Origin of the sequence: Sedimentibacter sp. B4 (assembly GCF_000309315.1) — a bacterium.
GTDB lineage: Bacteria > Bacillota > Clostridia > Tissierellales > Sedimentibacteraceae > Sedimentibacter > Sedimentibacter saalensis.
Genome location: NZ_CANG01000030.1, coordinates 1 through 16,346, shown reverse-complemented (window position 1 = coordinate 16,346; position 16,346 = coordinate 1). Strand labels below are relative to the sequence as shown.

Annotated in this window: 17 protein-coding genes; 1 reads left to right on the top strand and 16 read right to left on the bottom strand. The window is 35.3% G+C overall.

Translation table 11 applies throughout. The annotated features are described in order from the left end of the window. Positions 1 to 12: 12 nt before the first annotated feature. The 7 genes from BN358_RS05040 to BN358_RS05010 all read right to left on the bottom strand — a co-directional run bounded on the left by BN358_RS05040 (position 13) and on the right by BN358_RS05010 (position 7,211). Positions 13 to 645: a carbonic anhydrase gene (locus BN358_RS05040; protein ID WP_019227031.1), complete on the bottom strand. Its 633-nt coding sequence runs from the start codon at positions 643 to 645 to the stop codon at positions 13 to 15. 102 nt (positions 646 to 747) lie between these two features. Beyond that, positions 748 to 2,175, bottom strand: a complete 1,428-nt coding sequence (nhaC, locus tag BN358_RS05035) for a Na+/H+ antiporter NhaC (RefSeq protein ID WP_019227032.1) — start codon at positions 2,173 to 2,175, stop codon at positions 748 to 750. Positions 2,176 to 2,374: 199 nt separating this feature from the next. After that, on the bottom strand, positions 2,375 to 3,727 hold the full coding sequence (locus BN358_RS05030) for a sigma-54 dependent transcriptional regulator (protein WP_019227033.1): 1,353 nt from the start codon (positions 3,725 to 3,727) through the stop codon (positions 2,375 to 2,377). Continuing rightward, positions 3,728 to 5,545, bottom strand: a complete 1,818-nt coding sequence (locus tag BN358_RS05025) for a transporter substrate-binding domain-containing protein (RefSeq protein ID WP_232233028.1) — start codon at positions 5,543 to 5,545, stop codon at positions 3,728 to 3,730. It abuts the gene before it with no gap. Beyond that, positions 5,467 to 5,715, bottom strand: coding sequence for a hypothetical protein (locus tag BN358_RS05020; protein WP_019228196.1), 249 nt, complete (start codon positions 5,713 to 5,715; stop codon positions 5,467 to 5,469). The genes BN358_RS05025 and BN358_RS05020 overlap by 79 nt, the downstream gene beginning before the upstream one ends. Positions 5,716 to 5,734: 19 nt before the next feature. After that, positions 5,735 to 6,445: a DUF5131 family protein gene (locus BN358_RS05015; protein ID WP_019227035.1), complete on the bottom strand. Its 711-nt coding sequence runs from the start codon at positions 6,443 to 6,445 to the stop codon at positions 5,735 to 5,737. Between the two features lie 85 nt (positions 6,446 to 6,530). Then, entirely contained in the window at positions 6,531 to 7,211 is a 681-nt protein-coding gene (locus tag BN358_RS05010) for a CPBP family intramembrane glutamic endopeptidase (RefSeq protein ID WP_019227036.1), read from the bottom strand. A gap of 200 nt (positions 7,212 to 7,411) precedes the next feature. Here BN358_RS05010 and BN358_RS25970 point away from each other — a divergent pair, with 200 nt between their 5' ends. Beyond that, complete coding sequence (locus BN358_RS25970) at positions 7,412 to 7,576, top strand: hypothetical protein (RefSeq protein WP_019227037.1); 165 nt, start codon at positions 7,412 to 7,414, stop codon at positions 7,574 to 7,576. Between the two features lie 547 nt (positions 7,577 to 8,123). On the opposite strand, the gene BN358_RS05005 is transcribed toward BN358_RS25970, so the two are convergent. The 9 genes from BN358_RS05005 to BN358_RS04965 form a co-directional block, all read right to left on the bottom strand. Beyond that, entirely contained in the window at positions 8,124 to 8,930 is an 807-nt protein-coding gene (locus BN358_RS05005; RefSeq protein ID WP_255346877.1) for a DUF4346 domain-containing protein, read from the bottom strand. Positions 8,931 to 9,044: 114 nt separating this feature from the next. Beyond that, entirely contained in the window at positions 9,045 to 9,245 is a 201-nt protein-coding gene (locus tag BN358_RS05000; RefSeq protein ID WP_019227040.1) for a hypothetical protein, read from the bottom strand. Positions 9,246 to 9,479: 234 nt separating this feature from the next. Further along, a complete protein-coding gene (locus BN358_RS04995) occupies positions 9,480 to 9,959 on the bottom strand; it encodes a hypothetical protein (RefSeq protein WP_019227041.1) in 480 nt (159 codons plus the stop codon). A gap of 120 nt (positions 9,960 to 10,079) precedes the next feature. Further along, positions 10,080 to 11,069 carry a M42 family metallopeptidase gene (locus BN358_RS04990; protein ID WP_019227042.1) on the bottom strand — a complete coding sequence of 330 codons (990 nt, stop codon included), beginning with the start codon at positions 11,067 to 11,069 and terminating at the stop codon, positions 10,080 to 10,082. Between the two features lies 1 nt (position 11,070). Beyond that, positions 11,071 to 12,084: a M42 family metallopeptidase gene (locus BN358_RS04985; protein ID WP_019227043.1), complete on the bottom strand. Its 1,014-nt coding sequence runs from the start codon at positions 12,082 to 12,084 to the stop codon at positions 11,071 to 11,073. Next, entirely contained in the window at positions 12,075 to 13,115 is a 1,041-nt protein-coding gene (locus BN358_RS04980) for a M20/M25/M40 family metallo-hydrolase (protein WP_019227044.1), read from the bottom strand. The genes BN358_RS04985 and BN358_RS04980 overlap by 10 nt, the downstream gene beginning before the upstream one ends. An 82-nt stretch (positions 13,116 to 13,197) precedes the next feature. Beyond that, positions 13,198 to 15,504 (bottom strand): 4-hydroxy-3-methylbut-2-enyl diphosphate reductase, encoded by a 2,307-nt coding sequence (gene ispH / locus BN358_RS04975; protein WP_019228195.1) that lies wholly within the window; start codon positions 15,502 to 15,504, stop codon positions 13,198 to 13,200. After that, positions 15,482 to 16,087: a 1-acyl-sn-glycerol-3-phosphate acyltransferase gene (locus tag BN358_RS04970; RefSeq protein WP_019227046.1), complete on the bottom strand. Its 606-nt coding sequence runs from the start codon at positions 16,085 to 16,087 to the stop codon at positions 15,482 to 15,484. The genes ispH and BN358_RS04970 overlap by 23 nt, the downstream gene beginning before the upstream one ends. Beyond that, positions 16,077 to 16,346 (bottom strand): d(CMP) kinase (locus BN358_RS04965; protein WP_019228194.1); only part of this gene is annotated, 270 nt, incomplete at its 5' end. The genes BN358_RS04970 and BN358_RS04965, both read right to left, overlap by 11 nt.

The following is a 16,346-nucleotide window of genomic DNA, read 5'->3' as shown; positions in this document are numbered from 1 at the left end:
TTAATCCTCCTGTTAGTTTCTGCCATTGGCCAGTAAAAATTCCTGGCTTTCTTTGTTGTATATGAATATTTCTCCTGTTTCTATTATATAATGCCATCCGCTTAGTTTCAACGAGCCGGCACATACTTTTTCCTTAATATAAGGATAGGTTAAAAGATGTTTGAGCTGTTCCACTACATTTCCTTGTTCCATCATCCATTCTCTTATTTCAGGATATTCTTCTCCAACTTCACTCATGACTTTGTCCCTGATTGGATAACTTAATTCAAGCCACTTTTTAGTGTGAGGAAGATTATTCAGGGAGTCTATTGGCTTAAGACAAGCTGCACAGCCTCCGCAGTTTGAATGTCCGCAAACAATTATGTTTTCAACTCCAAGATTAAGAACAGCATATTCAATGGCTGAAGTTGTGGCAACATATTCTGCAGTCTCTCTGTATGGCGGGACTATGTTAGCAATGTTTCTTATTATGAATAATTCTCCAGGCAATGTCTTTGTTATCATGTTTGGATCAATTCGGGAATCAGAACATGATATGAACAGTGTATGCGGATTTTGACCTTCTTTAAGCCCCATAAACAGCTCCTTGTGGTTTTCAAAATCTCCCTGTCTGAACTTTACAATACCTTCTAAAAGTTTTTTCATAGAATCCTCCCATTCTGGTATAAAACAAACAGGATACCGTAGTATCCTGTTAATATAAAAATTATAGCATTGTAATTTATGATTGTAAAGAAAACTGATTTTTTATTCCTGTTCCGTACTTACTGAGCCGATTATTGTGGCCGGATCATCTTCTATTTTGTAGATGAACAATTTAAGGAAACCGAATATAACAACAACAAGTGGCATCATGTAATTGAATATGGCATATTTACCGTATTCCCATGCAGTTACACCTAATACTCCATACAAAAATGCTCCGCAAGTATTCCATGGAATAAGAGATGATGTTACCGTACCTGCACCTTCCAAAGTGCTTGAAAGCTGTTTTGGATGAAGTCCTCTTTCCTTGTACGCGCTGTGATACATTCTTCCCGGAAGAACGACAGAAATATATTGTTCAGGCATTGTAGCATTGCATGCTATACAAGTAAGTACAGTGGTTGCTATAAGACCGCCTGTTGATTTTATTCCCTTTAATAAAGTGTTTACTATTACTTCAAGCTGTTTTGTTTTTTCCATTACTCCGCCAAACATCATGGCGATGATTGTAAGAGAAATAGAATACATCATGTTGCTCAGTCCACCTGCAGAAAGAAGTTCATCTATTACAGCTATTCCTGTTTCTGATGTGAAGCCGTCATATGCTGCAGACAACAAAGCTCCTAAATCAGCTCCCTGGAATATAAAACCTTCTATTGCACCTATTAATATACCAATTGTAATACCAGGTATTGCCGGCATTTTAAATGCCATGGCAAGTATTACGGCTAAAGGAGGTAAAAGTAGCAACGGAGAAATATTGAAGTTTGCTGCCAGACCTTCTCTTATTGATAATATTGCGCTTACATCTGAGCCTGTGTTGGCATATTGAAATCCCATAACAAGGAAAGAAACAAAAGCTATTAAATATGCAACCAATGTTGTAGGTAGCATGGCCTTAACGTGAGTAAATACATCAGTACCTGAAACTGCAGGAGCAAGGTTTGTTGTATCAGACAAAGGTGACATCTTATCACCGAAGTATGCTCCGGAAATTATTGCGCCGGCTGCCACAGGAGCAGGAATTCCCAGACCCTTTGAGATACCCATGAGAGCTATACCGATTGTACCTGCTGTTCCCCAGCTTGTTCCTGTTGCTAATGAAGTAATTGAGCAGATAATCAATGTTGCAGCAAGGAATATACTTGGCTTTAATATAGCCAAGCCATAGTAAATCATGCTTGGTACAACTCCTGATACCAGCCAAACACCAATGAGAACACCAATTATGGCAAGTATGATTACTGCCTGAAGCGCCTGATAAATTCCATCAAACATGGATTTTTCGATGTCATTCCACTTATACCCTATTTTCATAGCTATTAGTACTGCAAATAATGTACCGATAAGCATCGGTATGTGTGGATTAGCTTCATATTTGGCAATACCAATTGCCATTACTAATATAAGGAATCCAAAAGATAGCATTGCTTCCCATAAATAGGGTTTTCTTACTGTTGTGTCTTTCATTATTAAACCTCCGTTGATTTATGTTTGCTTTATATAAAGCAATAATCGTACCAATATGAAAATATTTTCCCAAGAAACATATTTTACTTTTAAATTTCAATACATATTTTTAATAAAAAAAGAATGATAAAAATGTGTCATTTATCAGTCTTTTTAAGTTGAGCAATTAATTTCCCAGTGCGTGCAATTTATTTCCACATCAGTGTTTAATATCGTATTCCACAAGCTTGTTGAAGAGCTGCCTTCTGCTTATGTCCATGAGCCTTGCTGCTTCACTGACGTTTCCGCTGCACATAGCAAGGATATTTCTGATGTATTTTTCTTCTGCATTTTGTCTTATGTCCTTCAGTGATTTTATTTCTTCCGGTGACTGCAAAGAGTCATCGTACATTTTCAAATCCGGCAAGTCCCTTTTTCTGATTGTTCCGTCGTCAGCAAGCACCACAAGCCTTTCAATTATATTTTTAAGCTCTCTTATGTTCCCGGGATAATCATAGACAGTCAGCAAATCTAAAAGACCATCTTCCACTCTTGTAATTTTTTTCTTCATTTCCTGCTGCAACTGGTTTAAAAAGAAATTCAGTAGAATGGGGATATCTTCCTTCCTTTCTCTGAGAGAAGGAACTTCAATAGTTATGGTGTTTATTCTGTAAAACAAATCTTCTCTGAATCTGCCGATTTTAACTTCCTCCGACAATTTTCTGTTTGTGGCGCTAATAAGTCTTATGTTGGTGGAAATGTTCTTGTTGCTTCCTATTCTTTCAAAAGATTTGTTTTCTATGGCTCTTAGAAGTTTCACCTGCGTGTTCAGGGAAAGTTCTCCTATTTCATCTAAAAACAAGGTTCCGTTGTTTGCTTCTTCAAATCTGCCTATACGCCTTTCAATTGCACCTGTAAAGGCTCCCTTTTCATGGCCGAAAAGCTCTGATTCCAAAACACCATCTGAAAATATCTGACAGTTTACAGCAACAAAGTTTTCATCTTTTCTTTGGCTTACATGATGAATGTATTTTGCTATTACTTCCTTGCCTGTTCCTGATTCTCCGAGAATCAAAATATTGGAATTGCTAAGAGCTGCTTTTTCAGAAACCTTAAGAATATTTTTAAACTTTGTGCTGTTGCTTTCAAGCAGGTAATTGAAATCATTGAGCCTGCTTCTTATTTTCATGTTATCTTGTTCAAGAGTCTTTATTTTTACCAGCTTGTCGATTTCTTTCAATAATACCTCAGGGTCATTTCCTTTGATAAAATATCCAAATGCTCCAAGCTTCATGGCATTTACTGCACTTTCTATGGTTCCATAGCCTGTTACAAGCATCACTTCGCAGTTGTATTTATGCTCATGAATTGTTTTTAAAAGTTCCATTCCGTTCATGCCGCCCATTTTCAAATCAGTTATGACAAGGTCAAAACTTTGAACTTTCAATAGTTCAAGACACTCTTCCCCTGAAGAGACACTATAAGTTTCAAAACCCTTATCTTCAAAAATAATTTTATAAACGTCCGTGAATTCTGTTTCATCATCAACTACCAATATTTTAAAGCCAATCACCTAGTCCTCCTTTAATAAAAACTTCAATTTAAATGTTGTGCCTATTCCTTTCTGGCTTTCAACAGATATATCTCCGTTTATTTTTTGTATTTCATTGTAAACAATGTATAATCCTAAGCCCGTTCCCTTGCCTGTTGTCTTTGTGGTGAAAAACGGGTTGAAAATATGTTCAATGTCAGTCTTTGAAATTCCTTCACCTGTATCTCTTACGTTAATATACAAATATTTAGTATCGGTCCAGCAGTCTATTTTTATACTTCCTCCTGATGATACAGCATCAATAGCATTTGAAAGCAAATTAAGAACAATATGAGTAAGAGTTTCCAAATTTGAAAAGAACATCAGATTTTTATCACAGTTTATTGTTACATCAATATTTTTTTCAGATATTCTCTTGCATTCAAAAGCAATTATTTCATTTAATGATTCAAAAAGGTTGATGTCTGTTAATTCATGATCATTGATCCTTGAAAAATTAAGCAGATTATCTACCATTTTTCCGGCTCTTAAAACAGACGATTCAATAATGTTTATTGATTTGTCAATTAGAGGATCTTTATCTTTTACCGGAAGTTTCCCTTTTAGAACATAACTGTAGTTTCTAATAAGACCCAGAGGATTTCTTATTTCATGAGCCACACCGGCAGCAAGCTGTCCAACTGCTATCATTTTATTCTGCTGCAGCATTTGCTGTTGTGTTATGATTTTATCCGTATCATCTTCGATTACTATGAGGTCACGATTGTCATCATATTTAAGGGGTGTAATGTACAGCACATAGTGACGTCCGTTGTAATTGGTTTCAATGATTAAATTTTCTTTTACATTTAGTGACGCTTTGTCTAAAACAGGAAACATTCTCAAATTGTTTCCTATTACTTCATCTCTGTCTTTTTTGAGCCATTGACAAAATGAATTGTTTACATTTTCTATAGTTCCTTCTTCTGAAACCACTGCAATGAAATCAGACATTGCATCAAAAGTCATTTGCAAATCGTTTCGACTCCTTAAAAGTTCAAGAGTACGCTTTTTAACCTCAGATTTTAGAGTATAGCTCCATAATATTACCACAATAAAGAAAATAACAAAAATAACTATTATGGTCATGAAAAAAAGCATTACATTTGCAGACATTCTGTCATTTAATATAGGTTCTGAAAGTCCCAGCCACTTTTGCTGGATTTTTTGAACAAAATCTTTTTGCTTAAGGTTTAGTATCCCCTTGTTTAATATGGTTAAAAGCTGTGAATCTGATTTATTTACTCCAAAACATATGTCTCTTTCATACAATGGAGGATGTAGTATTTCAACGTCATCTTCTATTCCAAGCTGTCCCGTGAAATAAACAACAACTGGCTCATCTCCAACCACAGCGTCAACTTCGCCGTTAATTAGTAGTTTTATGGATTCTAGCACATCTAAGGTGCTTACAATTTCAACACCGGGTATGTTTTTTTCTATATATTCCTCTGCATAATCACCTGATTGAATTGCCACCTTTTTTCCTGAAAGATCCTTGCTGGTAATTATATGAAAATTTTCATTTTTAGTCATTATTATTGATCTGAAGGTGTAAATACTTTCAGAAAAAGCAAAGTACTGAGACCTTTCCTGACTTGGAATAAGTTCTGTCATATCTGTTTCGCCGGAGATAACGCTTGAAAGAGCCTCTTCCCATACCTTGGGAACAAATTCCATTTCAACTTCAAGCTCTATGGATAATGCAGACAGATAGTCGATTACCAGCCCTTTGTACTGACCATTTTTTTCATCCTTAAAAGTAAAAGGAGGAGCGTTTTTGTCAGAAGCGTGATAAATAACTTTCTTTTTTGTAAATACTCTCTTTCCTGCTCCGTAATGTCAGAAGAATACTTAAAATATTCAAAAAGGGTTAAATCATATGTATTGCTTGTAAACTGGTCTGCAAGGAATAAAAATGCGCATGCCACCAGCAACAGCATTACCTTTATAATTTTCTTGTCAAACATCAATTGATTTCTTCCTTTGCTAAAGATCTATATTTGCTTTTGCAGCTTGTGAATGCTGAAGTTTTCTCTCAATATTGTACAAACGACCATCCTTTACAAATTTTGCACCTGTCTGTTTAAAATGAAAATGAACATTTTTCTCCATACACTGATTACGAATGTCAAGAATCCAGTCGTATCTGCAAATTCTTGCTTCATTTCCGGATTCACCTCCCACGGTGACTCCTTCAATGGAGGAATCAAGGTAATTGGACAAATCTATTTTTTCAAGTATTGGCTCACAGATTATATGCTTGTGCTTGATGGGAAGGCTTTTGAATATTGGGAGTCTGAAGTCTGCCATGTCCTGATTTTCGCATGTGCAGCAAATTGTAACATTGTCATACCCATCTCCCCAGTCCCATGGAAGATTTATGCCGAAGCGATGGATTCTTTTGGTGACAATCAAAAAATGCAAATCTCTTCTTGCAGATATCATGTTCCACGCTTCAATTCTGAAGTTGTCAGCATCTTCGAGAAAAAAATCCGATGTGAAGCATGTGTAAACAATTTCATCTGTTTGAAGTTTGTATTGTCCATTTCTTGTTTTTTTAACCGGAAGATTGAAATTTCCTGTTTTTGAAACCACCGAACTGTCTCTGTCATATTTTGCATCTGTCCGATAAACATAACAGTTTTTGCAGCCGGCACTTAATTTATGGCATCCATGCCATGGATTCCAAATGGCCATATATACTCCTTATAATTTATTATATATTATATCATAATTGAGCCGGCAAAACAATTGTTTGGACAGTATGGATTTAACAGATAAATTAAAGAAGCAACAGCGCAAGAAATATTATGTAGATGTTGTAAAGCCCATGGGCAATTATTAAGGACAGCACAGAGCAGTATTTGACCTTGTAAAGGCTTATTCCGTAAAAAGCTCCAAGTACTGTTGTTATGAATACCTGAACAAAATTATTGCCTCCCGGAAAATGCCATAAACCAAATATTATGGCTGATAACACAACAGATATCTTTTTAGAACCGCTTATAGCTTCAATTCGCTGCATGAAATATCCTCTGAACAAAATTTCTTCGCTGGTTCCTACAAACAAAATATAAAAAAATATGTTATATATAATAAGGATTATGTCAGTCTGCTTTGGACCGATCAAAAAATATTTATAATCTCCAACCGTAAGTGATACTGCCGTAAGAATCATAGCGCTTATTGAAAACACATACAAACCTGCAGCAAGCTGTTTTAAAATATCTTCTTTTTTAAAAATCAAAGGCCCTAAATGATTATCTGTAATTTTTCCTGCAATAAACGGAATTATGGTAAGAAGTACATAAAATAAAGGACTTACAGCCAGTCTTGCATAAAAATTTCTGATAAAACCCATTAAAAACGGTGCGTAATACACAATTCCAAATGCCAGGAAAGCAACAACTGTAGCTTCAATTACAGATATTTTATTTTTAGCTTTTAAAAATTCTTCGTTCATATATTCTCCAATAAGTTGTCTGTTTTAAATGAATGCAATCCATCCATTATTAATAAAATTTAATTTGTTAATGTTTGCACCTGTATTATTAAATCATACCAATGAACTCAAGTCAATAATGCTGTTTTTAAAAATTAACCCCAGAATATTAAAAAATTAAATGCAGAAGATATATTACATTCTTATAGAGAGGTGATATTATGAAAATGAACAAATCTGCAGGAAGCATGCTGCTTGGCGCAGGATTGACTGCTGCTGCTGTTTATGCTGTTCCAGCAATAAAAAACTTTGCAGTTAACAAAATGAATAAAAAAGATATGTCAAGCGGTGCAAATTCTGCTTATGACAAGTTATCAATGCGTTAGAATAAAATAAACATTAAAGCCCTGATGTTCAAGACATCTATAACTGACTCCGTTAAATCATCCATTGTAACCATATAGCCGGAATGTTCTTAAGTCATAGTATGCCTGTTTATCAGGGCTTTATTTATTAAAAATATATGTCAGAAAACTCAATTTTAATTTTTTCCGGTCTGTTCAGTAAGGATTGAACAATCCAAGATTCTTCTGGTTCACAAAATCTTCGACAGAATCATAGAGCTGGACTATGTGAGTCCCCCAATAAATTTTTCCGATATTTTCGATGCCGGAAGTTCTTAAACTATCATCCATATTTTACCTTTCTCGTAAAGCAAATTTAAACCATCTATATATGTCCGAGTATATATCGCACATATATAGATGGTTTAAATCATTATACACTAAATTTGCAATTTATTCAATGATTTCATAAAAATATAGTTATTGGAAAATAAACTAAAATGCTTCATTGCCTGACATTGTAAAGAGTTTTGTGATTGTTCTCCGGTTTCTTACCGTCATTTAATTTTAAAGAGATAATAATTTATTCTTAAGCTTTATCCTGCACATACTTTTTTCCTGATACGATAGACAATTCTGCCAATGTGAGTTCTTTTCCAAGATAAGCTGCATGGCTTAGTTCAGAAATCCAATTATGTTCTATTATCGTCCAATATATGTTTCTTGCATTTTCACCTTGTATGATGTGAAGTAGCTCATTATTGTTGCTGTAATGTTCCACAATAATTGTTTTTCTTTTATATTCAGGCATTATTACAAAATATCCTTCTTTGTCCAGCTTTACATTGTCAGGATTTTTTTCTAATGCTGTAACTGTTTCAATGGTGTTAGTATTAAGTACTTTATTTTCAGCAGATTTCATATTGATATTTTCATGGATTTGAAAGCCTTTTTTTCTTAATTCCTCAATTTTATTAAGAATTTCGTATGTGTTTTCACAGCCTATCATGTTTATTATTAAAACATTATTTCTGAATGATTCAATTTCTTCTGCAAGGGTATTAATTAAAACGGGTTTCCTTCCTTTTGAATCAATGACCTTGTTATTGTAATCCACTCCGTTTTCAAAGATTTTCATCAATGTATTACCACTGTAATGACCTTCAGAATCTTTTCCGCAAAGAATAAGATACTTTATTGATGGAACAGCTAAGATATTTTTGATGATTTTTTCGACACCTATATTCTCTGTTTCAGTCTTTCCCACGATGCTTAATCCCTTTGGCTTTAAACCGGCTAACTCATCAGCAAGTTTAGAATTGCTCAATGTAGATACAGCAACCGGACTTAATTCATCTAAGTTTAGTACATGATACTCGCCTGCCGCAGGAAGTATATTAGTATTATTGCTTACAATATTGTCTTCAATGGAATGAATGTTTTTTAAATCAGAAAATACTTTGTCAAAAGTATTTGTAACAACTGCTGACCAGCATGGATTACATCCAATTCATGTGTATTCAGATGGTTCAGTTAGATCAAGTGCATTTTGAATTTCATCTATAAGTACTGCATAATCATTATTCCTGGTATCTAAAGCACACTTCATACTTTCAAGAGACTTTTTCATGCATCCGCATTTCCTGCATTTCATAAGTTCCATGGATTTTTGCATTACATCTATTATTTCTGCGGTATTGTCTTTTATCATATTTTGCTCCGATTTTTTAATTGTTACTGTAGATTTCTTTCTGCATGGTGTTATTTAATATGCAGTTTAATTATGTCCTTACATATCCCTGACGTCAATAAATGTTTTGTTATAAATATTATAGTTTCTGACACTCAGTACAGAAATAGATCATAGTCATTAAGTTCAGATTATGTCATGTTTGATTTTATACTACACAAATGTCAAAAAATTGTCAAGTAAAACAAAGAGACCCTAAGGCCTCCTTGAATCATGATTGTGCTGATGGAGATGAAATGGATTGTGCGTTTCAGTCCTCGTGGGCTGAATGATAAAATTGAATTCAACATCACTATATCCGTAGTGGTTTAAGTTAACCTTGTAAGAAGTCAGTATATTCGAATATACCTGTACATTCATGATGAAGGCATTGTTAAATCCATCAGCTCTTACAGTAATATAATAATAATGTTCACCTGGCAATAATTCATTTAGTACAGGCAACTCAATTTTTTGAGTGTAACCGAGGCTATCAGTTTTATAATGGCCTACTCGCCTTCCTACAGCCTTTTCATTGTATAAGCCCGAATAGGAAATTTTATAAATTGTTACTTCAGCACCCTCTATGGGTGTTTCTACTACATCGTGAAATACGCTAAGCTGCAGAAAGCCATATTCATTACTATTTAAATAAATACAATCATAATCCATGTATTTACTTCCTAAATATTTCATTTTCAGCATCCTTTCTGGATATATCTATATATATAATATGCGTATATAAATTAATTTGTAACAACAAAAGTTCGTAAAAAAAAGCCATTGAAAAATCAACGGCTTTTAAAGGTAGTTAGTTTATTTTGATGCTGAAGTTGCTTTAAGAAGTTTAATGCATTCAAGCACATCATTTTTATTTATTATTTCTGCAGCTGAATGAAGGTTTCTTGTGGGTATGGAAATTACTCCGCTTGGAATTCCTTCTCTTGTCATATGAATAGGTCCAGCATCTGTTCCGCCGAACTCAAGAACCTCATACTGATACTTGATGTTGTTTTCTTCTGCCAGATTTGTTAGAAGGTTCTTTACATCAGGATGTGTGATCATTGATTTGTCCATGAGTTTTATTGCTGCTCCACCGCCAAGTTTTACATCCATTTTGATTCCATCAAGAGAATCTCCTGTTGCTGTAACATCAAGTGCCACTGCAAGGTCAGGATTTACGCTGTAGCCCGCAGTCTTGGCTCCTCTTGTGCCAACTTCCTCCTGAACGGAAAACACATAATAAACATCATTTTCAGTGACAGGATGGTCTTTAATGGCCTCTATCTGAATGTAGCAGCCTATTCTGTCATCAGCAGCTCTGCATATTGTGCAGTCAGGTGTTTCGTAATATTCAGATTTGAATACGCACATGTCTCCTATGTGGAAGTTTTTCTTTACAAATTCAGGATCAGTTGATGCAACGTCAATATAAAGTTTGCTCATTGTAAGCTTTTCATTGCCTTTTAATTCTTCGCAGCACACAACTCCCTGAAGTCCGTTGTCAAACACCATGGACAATCCTATTATTTCTTTTGCGTGTATTCCTCCAACATTTGAAAATCTCAAGAATCCCTTATCATCAACATGAGTGATGATAAGTCCTATTTGATCCATGTGTGCTGAAAACAATATTTTTTTGCCGTTTCCTTTTTTTCTTGCAATAAGATTTCCAAGAGGGTCAACTTTTATTTCGTCAACATAATCTTTTATTTCTTCTGTTATTATATCGCGGATATTTTTTTCTCTTCCTGATGGAGAAAAACAATCTGATAATTTTTTCATTAATTCGCTGTTAAAATTCATTTTATTCCCCTTTCTGATTTGCTAATATAACTGCTTTTGCAAGATTTACAACGCTGTTGTAATCATTTTTATTGGCTACATTCACTGCTGAATGAATGTATCTGCAAGGAACTGAAATTGCCATTACCTTGGAGCCGTCCTTTGTTTTGTGGATTGCTCCTGCATCATTTCCTCCTGCAGATGATTTTCTGTACTGATATGGAATGTTGTTTTCTTCTGCAATTTTAGCAGCAGCTCTTACAATATCAATATCGTATATTGTTGAATTGTCCATAATGGATAGGGCGGCACCAGCGCCTATTATTGTAGATTTTGAGTGTTCTTCAATGCCGGGCATATCTGCACACACTGTTCCTTCTATAACAATCCCAAGGTCTGGTTCCAATGTGTATGCTGCCGTAATTGCTCCCCTGCATCCCACTTCTTCCATTACAGTAAATACTCCATAAAAATCAGCATCAAGCTTCAAGCTTAAAAGTTCAAGAATGGCGCTGCAGCCTGCACGGTCGTCAAGAGATTTGGCTTTTATGAGGGAATCTCCGAACTCAACATAATCACTTACAAATACAACGTAATCTCCAATGTTAACAAGTTTTTCGGTTTCTGATTTTGAACCTGAGCCAATGTCAATATAAAGTTTTTCAACAGGTATTGTTTTTCCTCTCTCATCATCACTCATTAGATGTACTGCCTTGGAGCCTATTACTCCCGGAATTTTTTTGTCTCCAACAAGTACTTGTTTTGAATTTAAAACTCTTGGGTCAATTCCGCCCACAGCCTGAAAACGGATGAATCCGTCACCGTCAATGTGTGTTACTATGAGTCCCACTTCATCCATGTGTGCAGCAACCATTATTGTCTTGCTTTTCTTTCCCTTATTGTGGGCAATGACGTTTCCAAGCTTATCAACGTAGTAGCTGCAGCCCATTTCTTCAAGTTTTTTCTTTATGTAATTTCTTACTTCATACTCGCAGCCTGATACACCAGAAAGTTCAGTCAATTCTTTTAAAAACATAATATTTCCTCCAAATCAGAATTATCAAGCTCGTTGATGAAACGGGCAATTGCTCTGCCTGTGTTTTCAACATCAGCAATGTCAATTGTTTCCACAGAGGTGTGCATGTATCTTAGAGGAATAGACAGCAAAATGCACGGTATTCCTTCCCTGTTTACCTGCAGGGCTTCTGTGTCAGTTCCTGTCCTTGACGGAATTGCTTCATACTGCATTGGAAAGTTGTACAATTTGCATACTTCAACGAATTTTTTTGTAAGCTTATGGTTAAGTCTTCCTCCATATGCCACAACAGGTCCTTTTCCTAGGTGAGCTGTTTCTGAAGGCATATCAGGAGCCATTCCAAATCCCACATCAAGGATAATTCCTATGTCAGGATTTACCTTGTAGCTTGCAGTTGTTGAACCTCTGTAGCCTGTCTCTTCCTGGGCTGTTGCTGCATAATAAATTGAACTTTTGTGTGAAAGTTTTTTAAGCTCCTTTGCAGTTTCAAGCATTACTGCAACGCATGCCCTGTCATCAAATGCCTTGGCAGAAACAACAGTTCCCTGAAGCTGAAGAGGTTTTCTCTTTATTGTTGCAACGTCTCCGACTCTAACCATTTTTTCAAGCTTTTCTTTTGTATATCCTGTGTCTATATATAAATCTTTTAACTTTAATGGCTTGTTTCTTTCATCCTCAGTTGTTACATGAGGAGGTTTAATTCCTATTACTCCAAATACATTTTCCTTACCGTAGACTGTTACTTCCTGTGCTACCAGTGAAGCAGGATTTATTCCTCCCACGGATGTAAAGCTTAAAAATCCTCCGTCAAGAACCTTTGTAACCATGAGACCGATTTCATCAATGTGGGCTGCAAGCATTATTTTTTTGCCGTTTGTTCCTTCCGACTTGAATATGTAGCTTCCAAGTTTGTCTCTTTCAAATGAATCTGTGTAAGGTTCAAAATATTTTTTAAGTATGCTGCCGTTTGAATGTTCAAAGCCTGAAACAATTTGATTTGAACACACATCAAACAAAAATTCCTTTATCAAGTTACCCCTCCTAAATTATATTATTTATATCGCTAAAAGAGCATAAAAAATGTTAGATCATATGACCTAACATTTCTAAAATTTACTTCAACAAATCTCCAAGAGCATTTCCTATGGATTCGCCAATAGTAAAGTTTGCTTCTTCTGGCTGATATGATGCAGCTTCAGTATTTTCAAATTCGTCTCCCTTGTCTTCAAGTATGAATGACAAGTTAAGATTCTTTCCTTTTAAATCAATTCCAAGAACTTTAGCATCTTTCATTTCTCCAACTTTAACAACCTGAGCAGGAGTTCTTAATTTTTCAGATGATACTTTAGCTATTGGAATGAAGCAGTCAATGTTTCCATTTACGCTTACATGTACTCCGTCTAGAAGTATACGAGTAACTTCAACTTGAATTATGTCATCTTTCTTAAGATCTTTTGCGTATTTGTCAAATGGATGCTCAACAAGCTGTTTCATGCCAAGGCTTACTTTTCTGTCTTTTCTTGTGATGTTCAGTATTTTTGCAGTAACTTCCTGTCCTTCATGGAGGATGTCAGTAACTTTTTCAGTTCTTGCCCAATCAAGATCTTTGATGTGAAGCAGACATTCAATGTCATCAATCATTACAAATGCGCCGAAGTCAACAATTCTTGTTACAACCCCTGTTACAACATCACCTTTTTGATGTTTGTCAAGGAACAATGCCCATGGGCTCTTGATTGTTGCTTTGTAGCTCAATGACAATTTCTTGTTTTCTTTATCTATGCTTTTTACTTTTACGCTTATTTTATCGCCTGTTTTCAAAACTTCAGAAGGATGTTTTATTCTGGTCCAAGCAATTTCATTAATATGAAGAAGTCCGTCAATTCCGTTGATTTCTACGAAAGCGCCGTAATCCTGAATATTCTTAACTGTTCCTTCGTAAATTTCGCCTTCTTTGATTGTTTCCCATACTTCGTTGTCTTTAGCTTCTTTTTCCTGCTTTTCAATAGCTCTTGATGTAAGAACAAGCTGTCTTCTTCCTTTGTTGTTCTTTGTTTCAAGTACTTGTACTTTCAGATTCTTGCCAACATATTCTGAAGGATCAGCATTTCTGTTGATTGATATCTGGTTTCTTGGAATGAATCCTTTAATGCCTTTTACTTTTCCGTAAATTCCGAATTGAGATGCTTCAACTATGATGGTTTCAACAACTGTTCCGTCGTTTTTCATAGCCTCAAGCTCTTCCCATACCTTGTGCTCTTCCAATGGCTTTCTTGTCAATACTACATTGCCGTCCTGATCTGAAATTTTAACTACCTGAGCTTCAATTTCATCTCCTTCTTTTACCAGCTTTGTTAAGTCTTGAACTTCTCCCATTGAAAATTCATCTCTTGTGATAATTCCATCTGATTTATAATTGATGTTCACAGAAACAGCCTCTGGAGTTACGTAAATAACAGTACCCTTGATTCTTTCGCCTGTTCTGATATATGATACTCCGCCATAATTTTCAAGCAATTCATGCATAGTACCGGCTTGTTCTGCTTGTTCGTTCTTTTCATTCATGTCGTTATTTAGGTTTTCCAACATTTTAATAACCTCCTCAATGATCCAGTCAGGGGCCGAAGCACCTGCGGACACTCCCACAATAGTTTTTTTATCAATATATTTATAAGGGATTTCCTTATAATTTTCAATTAAGAATGTGTTCTCACAAACTTTTTTGCTCAGCTCATAGAGTTTTTTTGTGTTTGAACTTTTTTTGCTTCCTACTATGAGCATCACGTCACACCTCGAAGCAAGCTCAAGGCATGAATCCTGTCTTTTTCTCGTGGCATCGCAAATCGTATTTTCTGCCACAACATTTGTTAAGTATTTTTTTTCAATATAATCAGTTATTTCATCAAATGTCTTTGAATTAAATGTTGTCTGGGACACCAGCAAATATTTTTTAGAAGCATCAATGTCCAAGCTTTTAAATGCATCAACACTGTCTATAACTTCTGCCTCAATGCACCAGCCAATTATACCAAGCACTTCAGGATGATTTTTGTCCCCTGCAATGATTATATTGTAATCATTATTTTTAAATTCTTCAACTATTTTGTGTATTTTTTTTACTTTTACACAAGTTGCGTCAATTACTTCAACATTATTTTCACGGATTTTATCATAAACATATTTTCCAACACCGTGAGCCCTTATTAAAAGCTTAGCATCAGATTTTTCAGGAACTTCATCAACCACAGTCAGGCCCATTTCCTTAAGTTTGTCTATAACATCCTTATTATGTATTATTTCTCCGTAACTGTAAAGCTTTTTTTCTTCTTCCAGTACATTAAAAGCTTTATTGACTGCAACTTTTACTCCTGCGCAAAATCCATTGTACTTTGACACTTCAATTCTCATTATTCTTACCATCTGACTTCAAATTATAGATATCTTTTAAAATTTCTTTGCCGATTTGTGTATATTCTTCTGTCTTGATTTTTTCGGTGTAATTTTCAAAATAATCTTTTTCTTCACCCACATACAGCTCTAGTTTCCCTCTGAACTTGTATGGTCCCTTGATGTATACCGGGAGTATTTTTGCCTTTGCTTTGTTGGCAATCATTGCAATTCCAGGCTTTGCATTGCTTTCATCATATCCGGTCTGAATTCTTGTTCCTTCAGGATATATGCCTAATACTCCGCCTTCTTTAAGCACGGCTATGGAGCTTTTAATTGCTGACAATGAAATACCCTGTCTGTCTACGGGAAATGCTCCAAGCTTTCTGAACAGAAAACCAAGAATTTTATGGTCAAAAAGTTCTTTCTTGCCCATGTAGTGAATCTGGCGCTTAGTTGAAACAGCCAGTATAACCGGATCAATCATTGATATGTGATTTCCGCAAACAATGAGGCCTCCTTCAGTGTTGTCAATGTTTTCTGAGTTGTGAACTTTTAGGTCAAAAAGAATGAAAACTAAAAACTTTAAAATTTTTACAACAATTCTATAGAACATTTTGCCCTCCGACAAAGTCTTTAATTTTCCTGACAACATCAATAATTTCCATATAAGTTGTGTCAATCAATATTGCATCATCAGCTTTTTTCAGAGGTGAAAATTCCCTTGTGGAATCATTGATGTCTCTTTTCTTTATATCCTCAAGAACATTGTCCCTGTCTGCTGCTGTTCCACCGGCAAGAAGCTGTTCGTATCTTCTATCTGCTCTCGTTTCAACAGATGCTGTTATAAAGAATTTGAAGTCCGCATCAGGAAA

What these genes read in the sequence shown, in the direction of transcription:
- nhaC (WP_019227032.1), bottom strand. Translation starts at nt 2,175, where the DNA reads ATGAAAGACACAACAGTAAGAAAACCCTATTTATGGGAAGCAATGCTA.
- BN358_RS04995 (WP_019227041.1), bottom strand. Translation starts at nt 9,959, where the DNA reads ATGAAATATTTAGGAAGTAAATACATGGATTATGATTGTATTTATTTA.
- BN358_RS04970 (WP_019227046.1), bottom strand. Translation starts at nt 16,087, where the DNA reads ATGTTCTATAGAATTGTTGTAAAAATTTTAAAGTTTTTAGTTTTCATT.
- BN358_RS05040 (WP_019227031.1), bottom strand. Translation starts at nt 645, where the DNA reads ATGAAAAAACTTTTAGAAGGTATTGTAAAGTTCAGACAGGGAGATTTT.
- BN358_RS05015 (WP_019227035.1), bottom strand. Translation starts at nt 6,445, where the DNA reads ATGGCCATTTGGAATCCATGGCATGGATGCCATAAATTAAGTGCCGGC.
- BN358_RS05020 (WP_019228196.1), bottom strand. Translation starts at nt 5,715, where the DNA reads ATGTTTGACAAGAAAATTATAAAGGTAATGCTGTTGCTGGTGGCATGC.
- BN358_RS04990 (WP_019227042.1), bottom strand. Translation starts at nt 11,069, where the DNA reads ATGAATTTTAACAGCGAATTAATGAAAAAATTATCAGATTGTTTTTCT.
- BN358_RS25970 (WP_019227037.1), top strand. Translation starts at nt 7,412, where the DNA reads ATGAAAATGAACAAATCTGCAGGAAGCATGCTGCTTGGCGCAGGATTG.
- BN358_RS05010 (WP_019227036.1), bottom strand. Translation starts at nt 7,211, where the DNA reads ATGAACGAAGAATTTTTAAAAGCTAAAAATAAAATATCTGTAATTGAA.
- BN358_RS05000 (WP_019227040.1), bottom strand. Translation starts at nt 9,245, where the DNA reads ATGATAAAAGACAATACCGCAGAAATAATAGATGTAATGCAAAAATCC.
- BN358_RS04985 (WP_019227043.1), bottom strand. Translation starts at nt 12,084, where the DNA reads ATGTTTTTAAAAGAATTGACTGAACTTTCTGGTGTATCAGGCTGCGAG.
- ispH (WP_019228195.1), bottom strand. Translation starts at nt 15,504, where the DNA reads ATGGTAAGAATAATGAGAATTGAAGTGTCAAAGTACAATGGATTTTGC.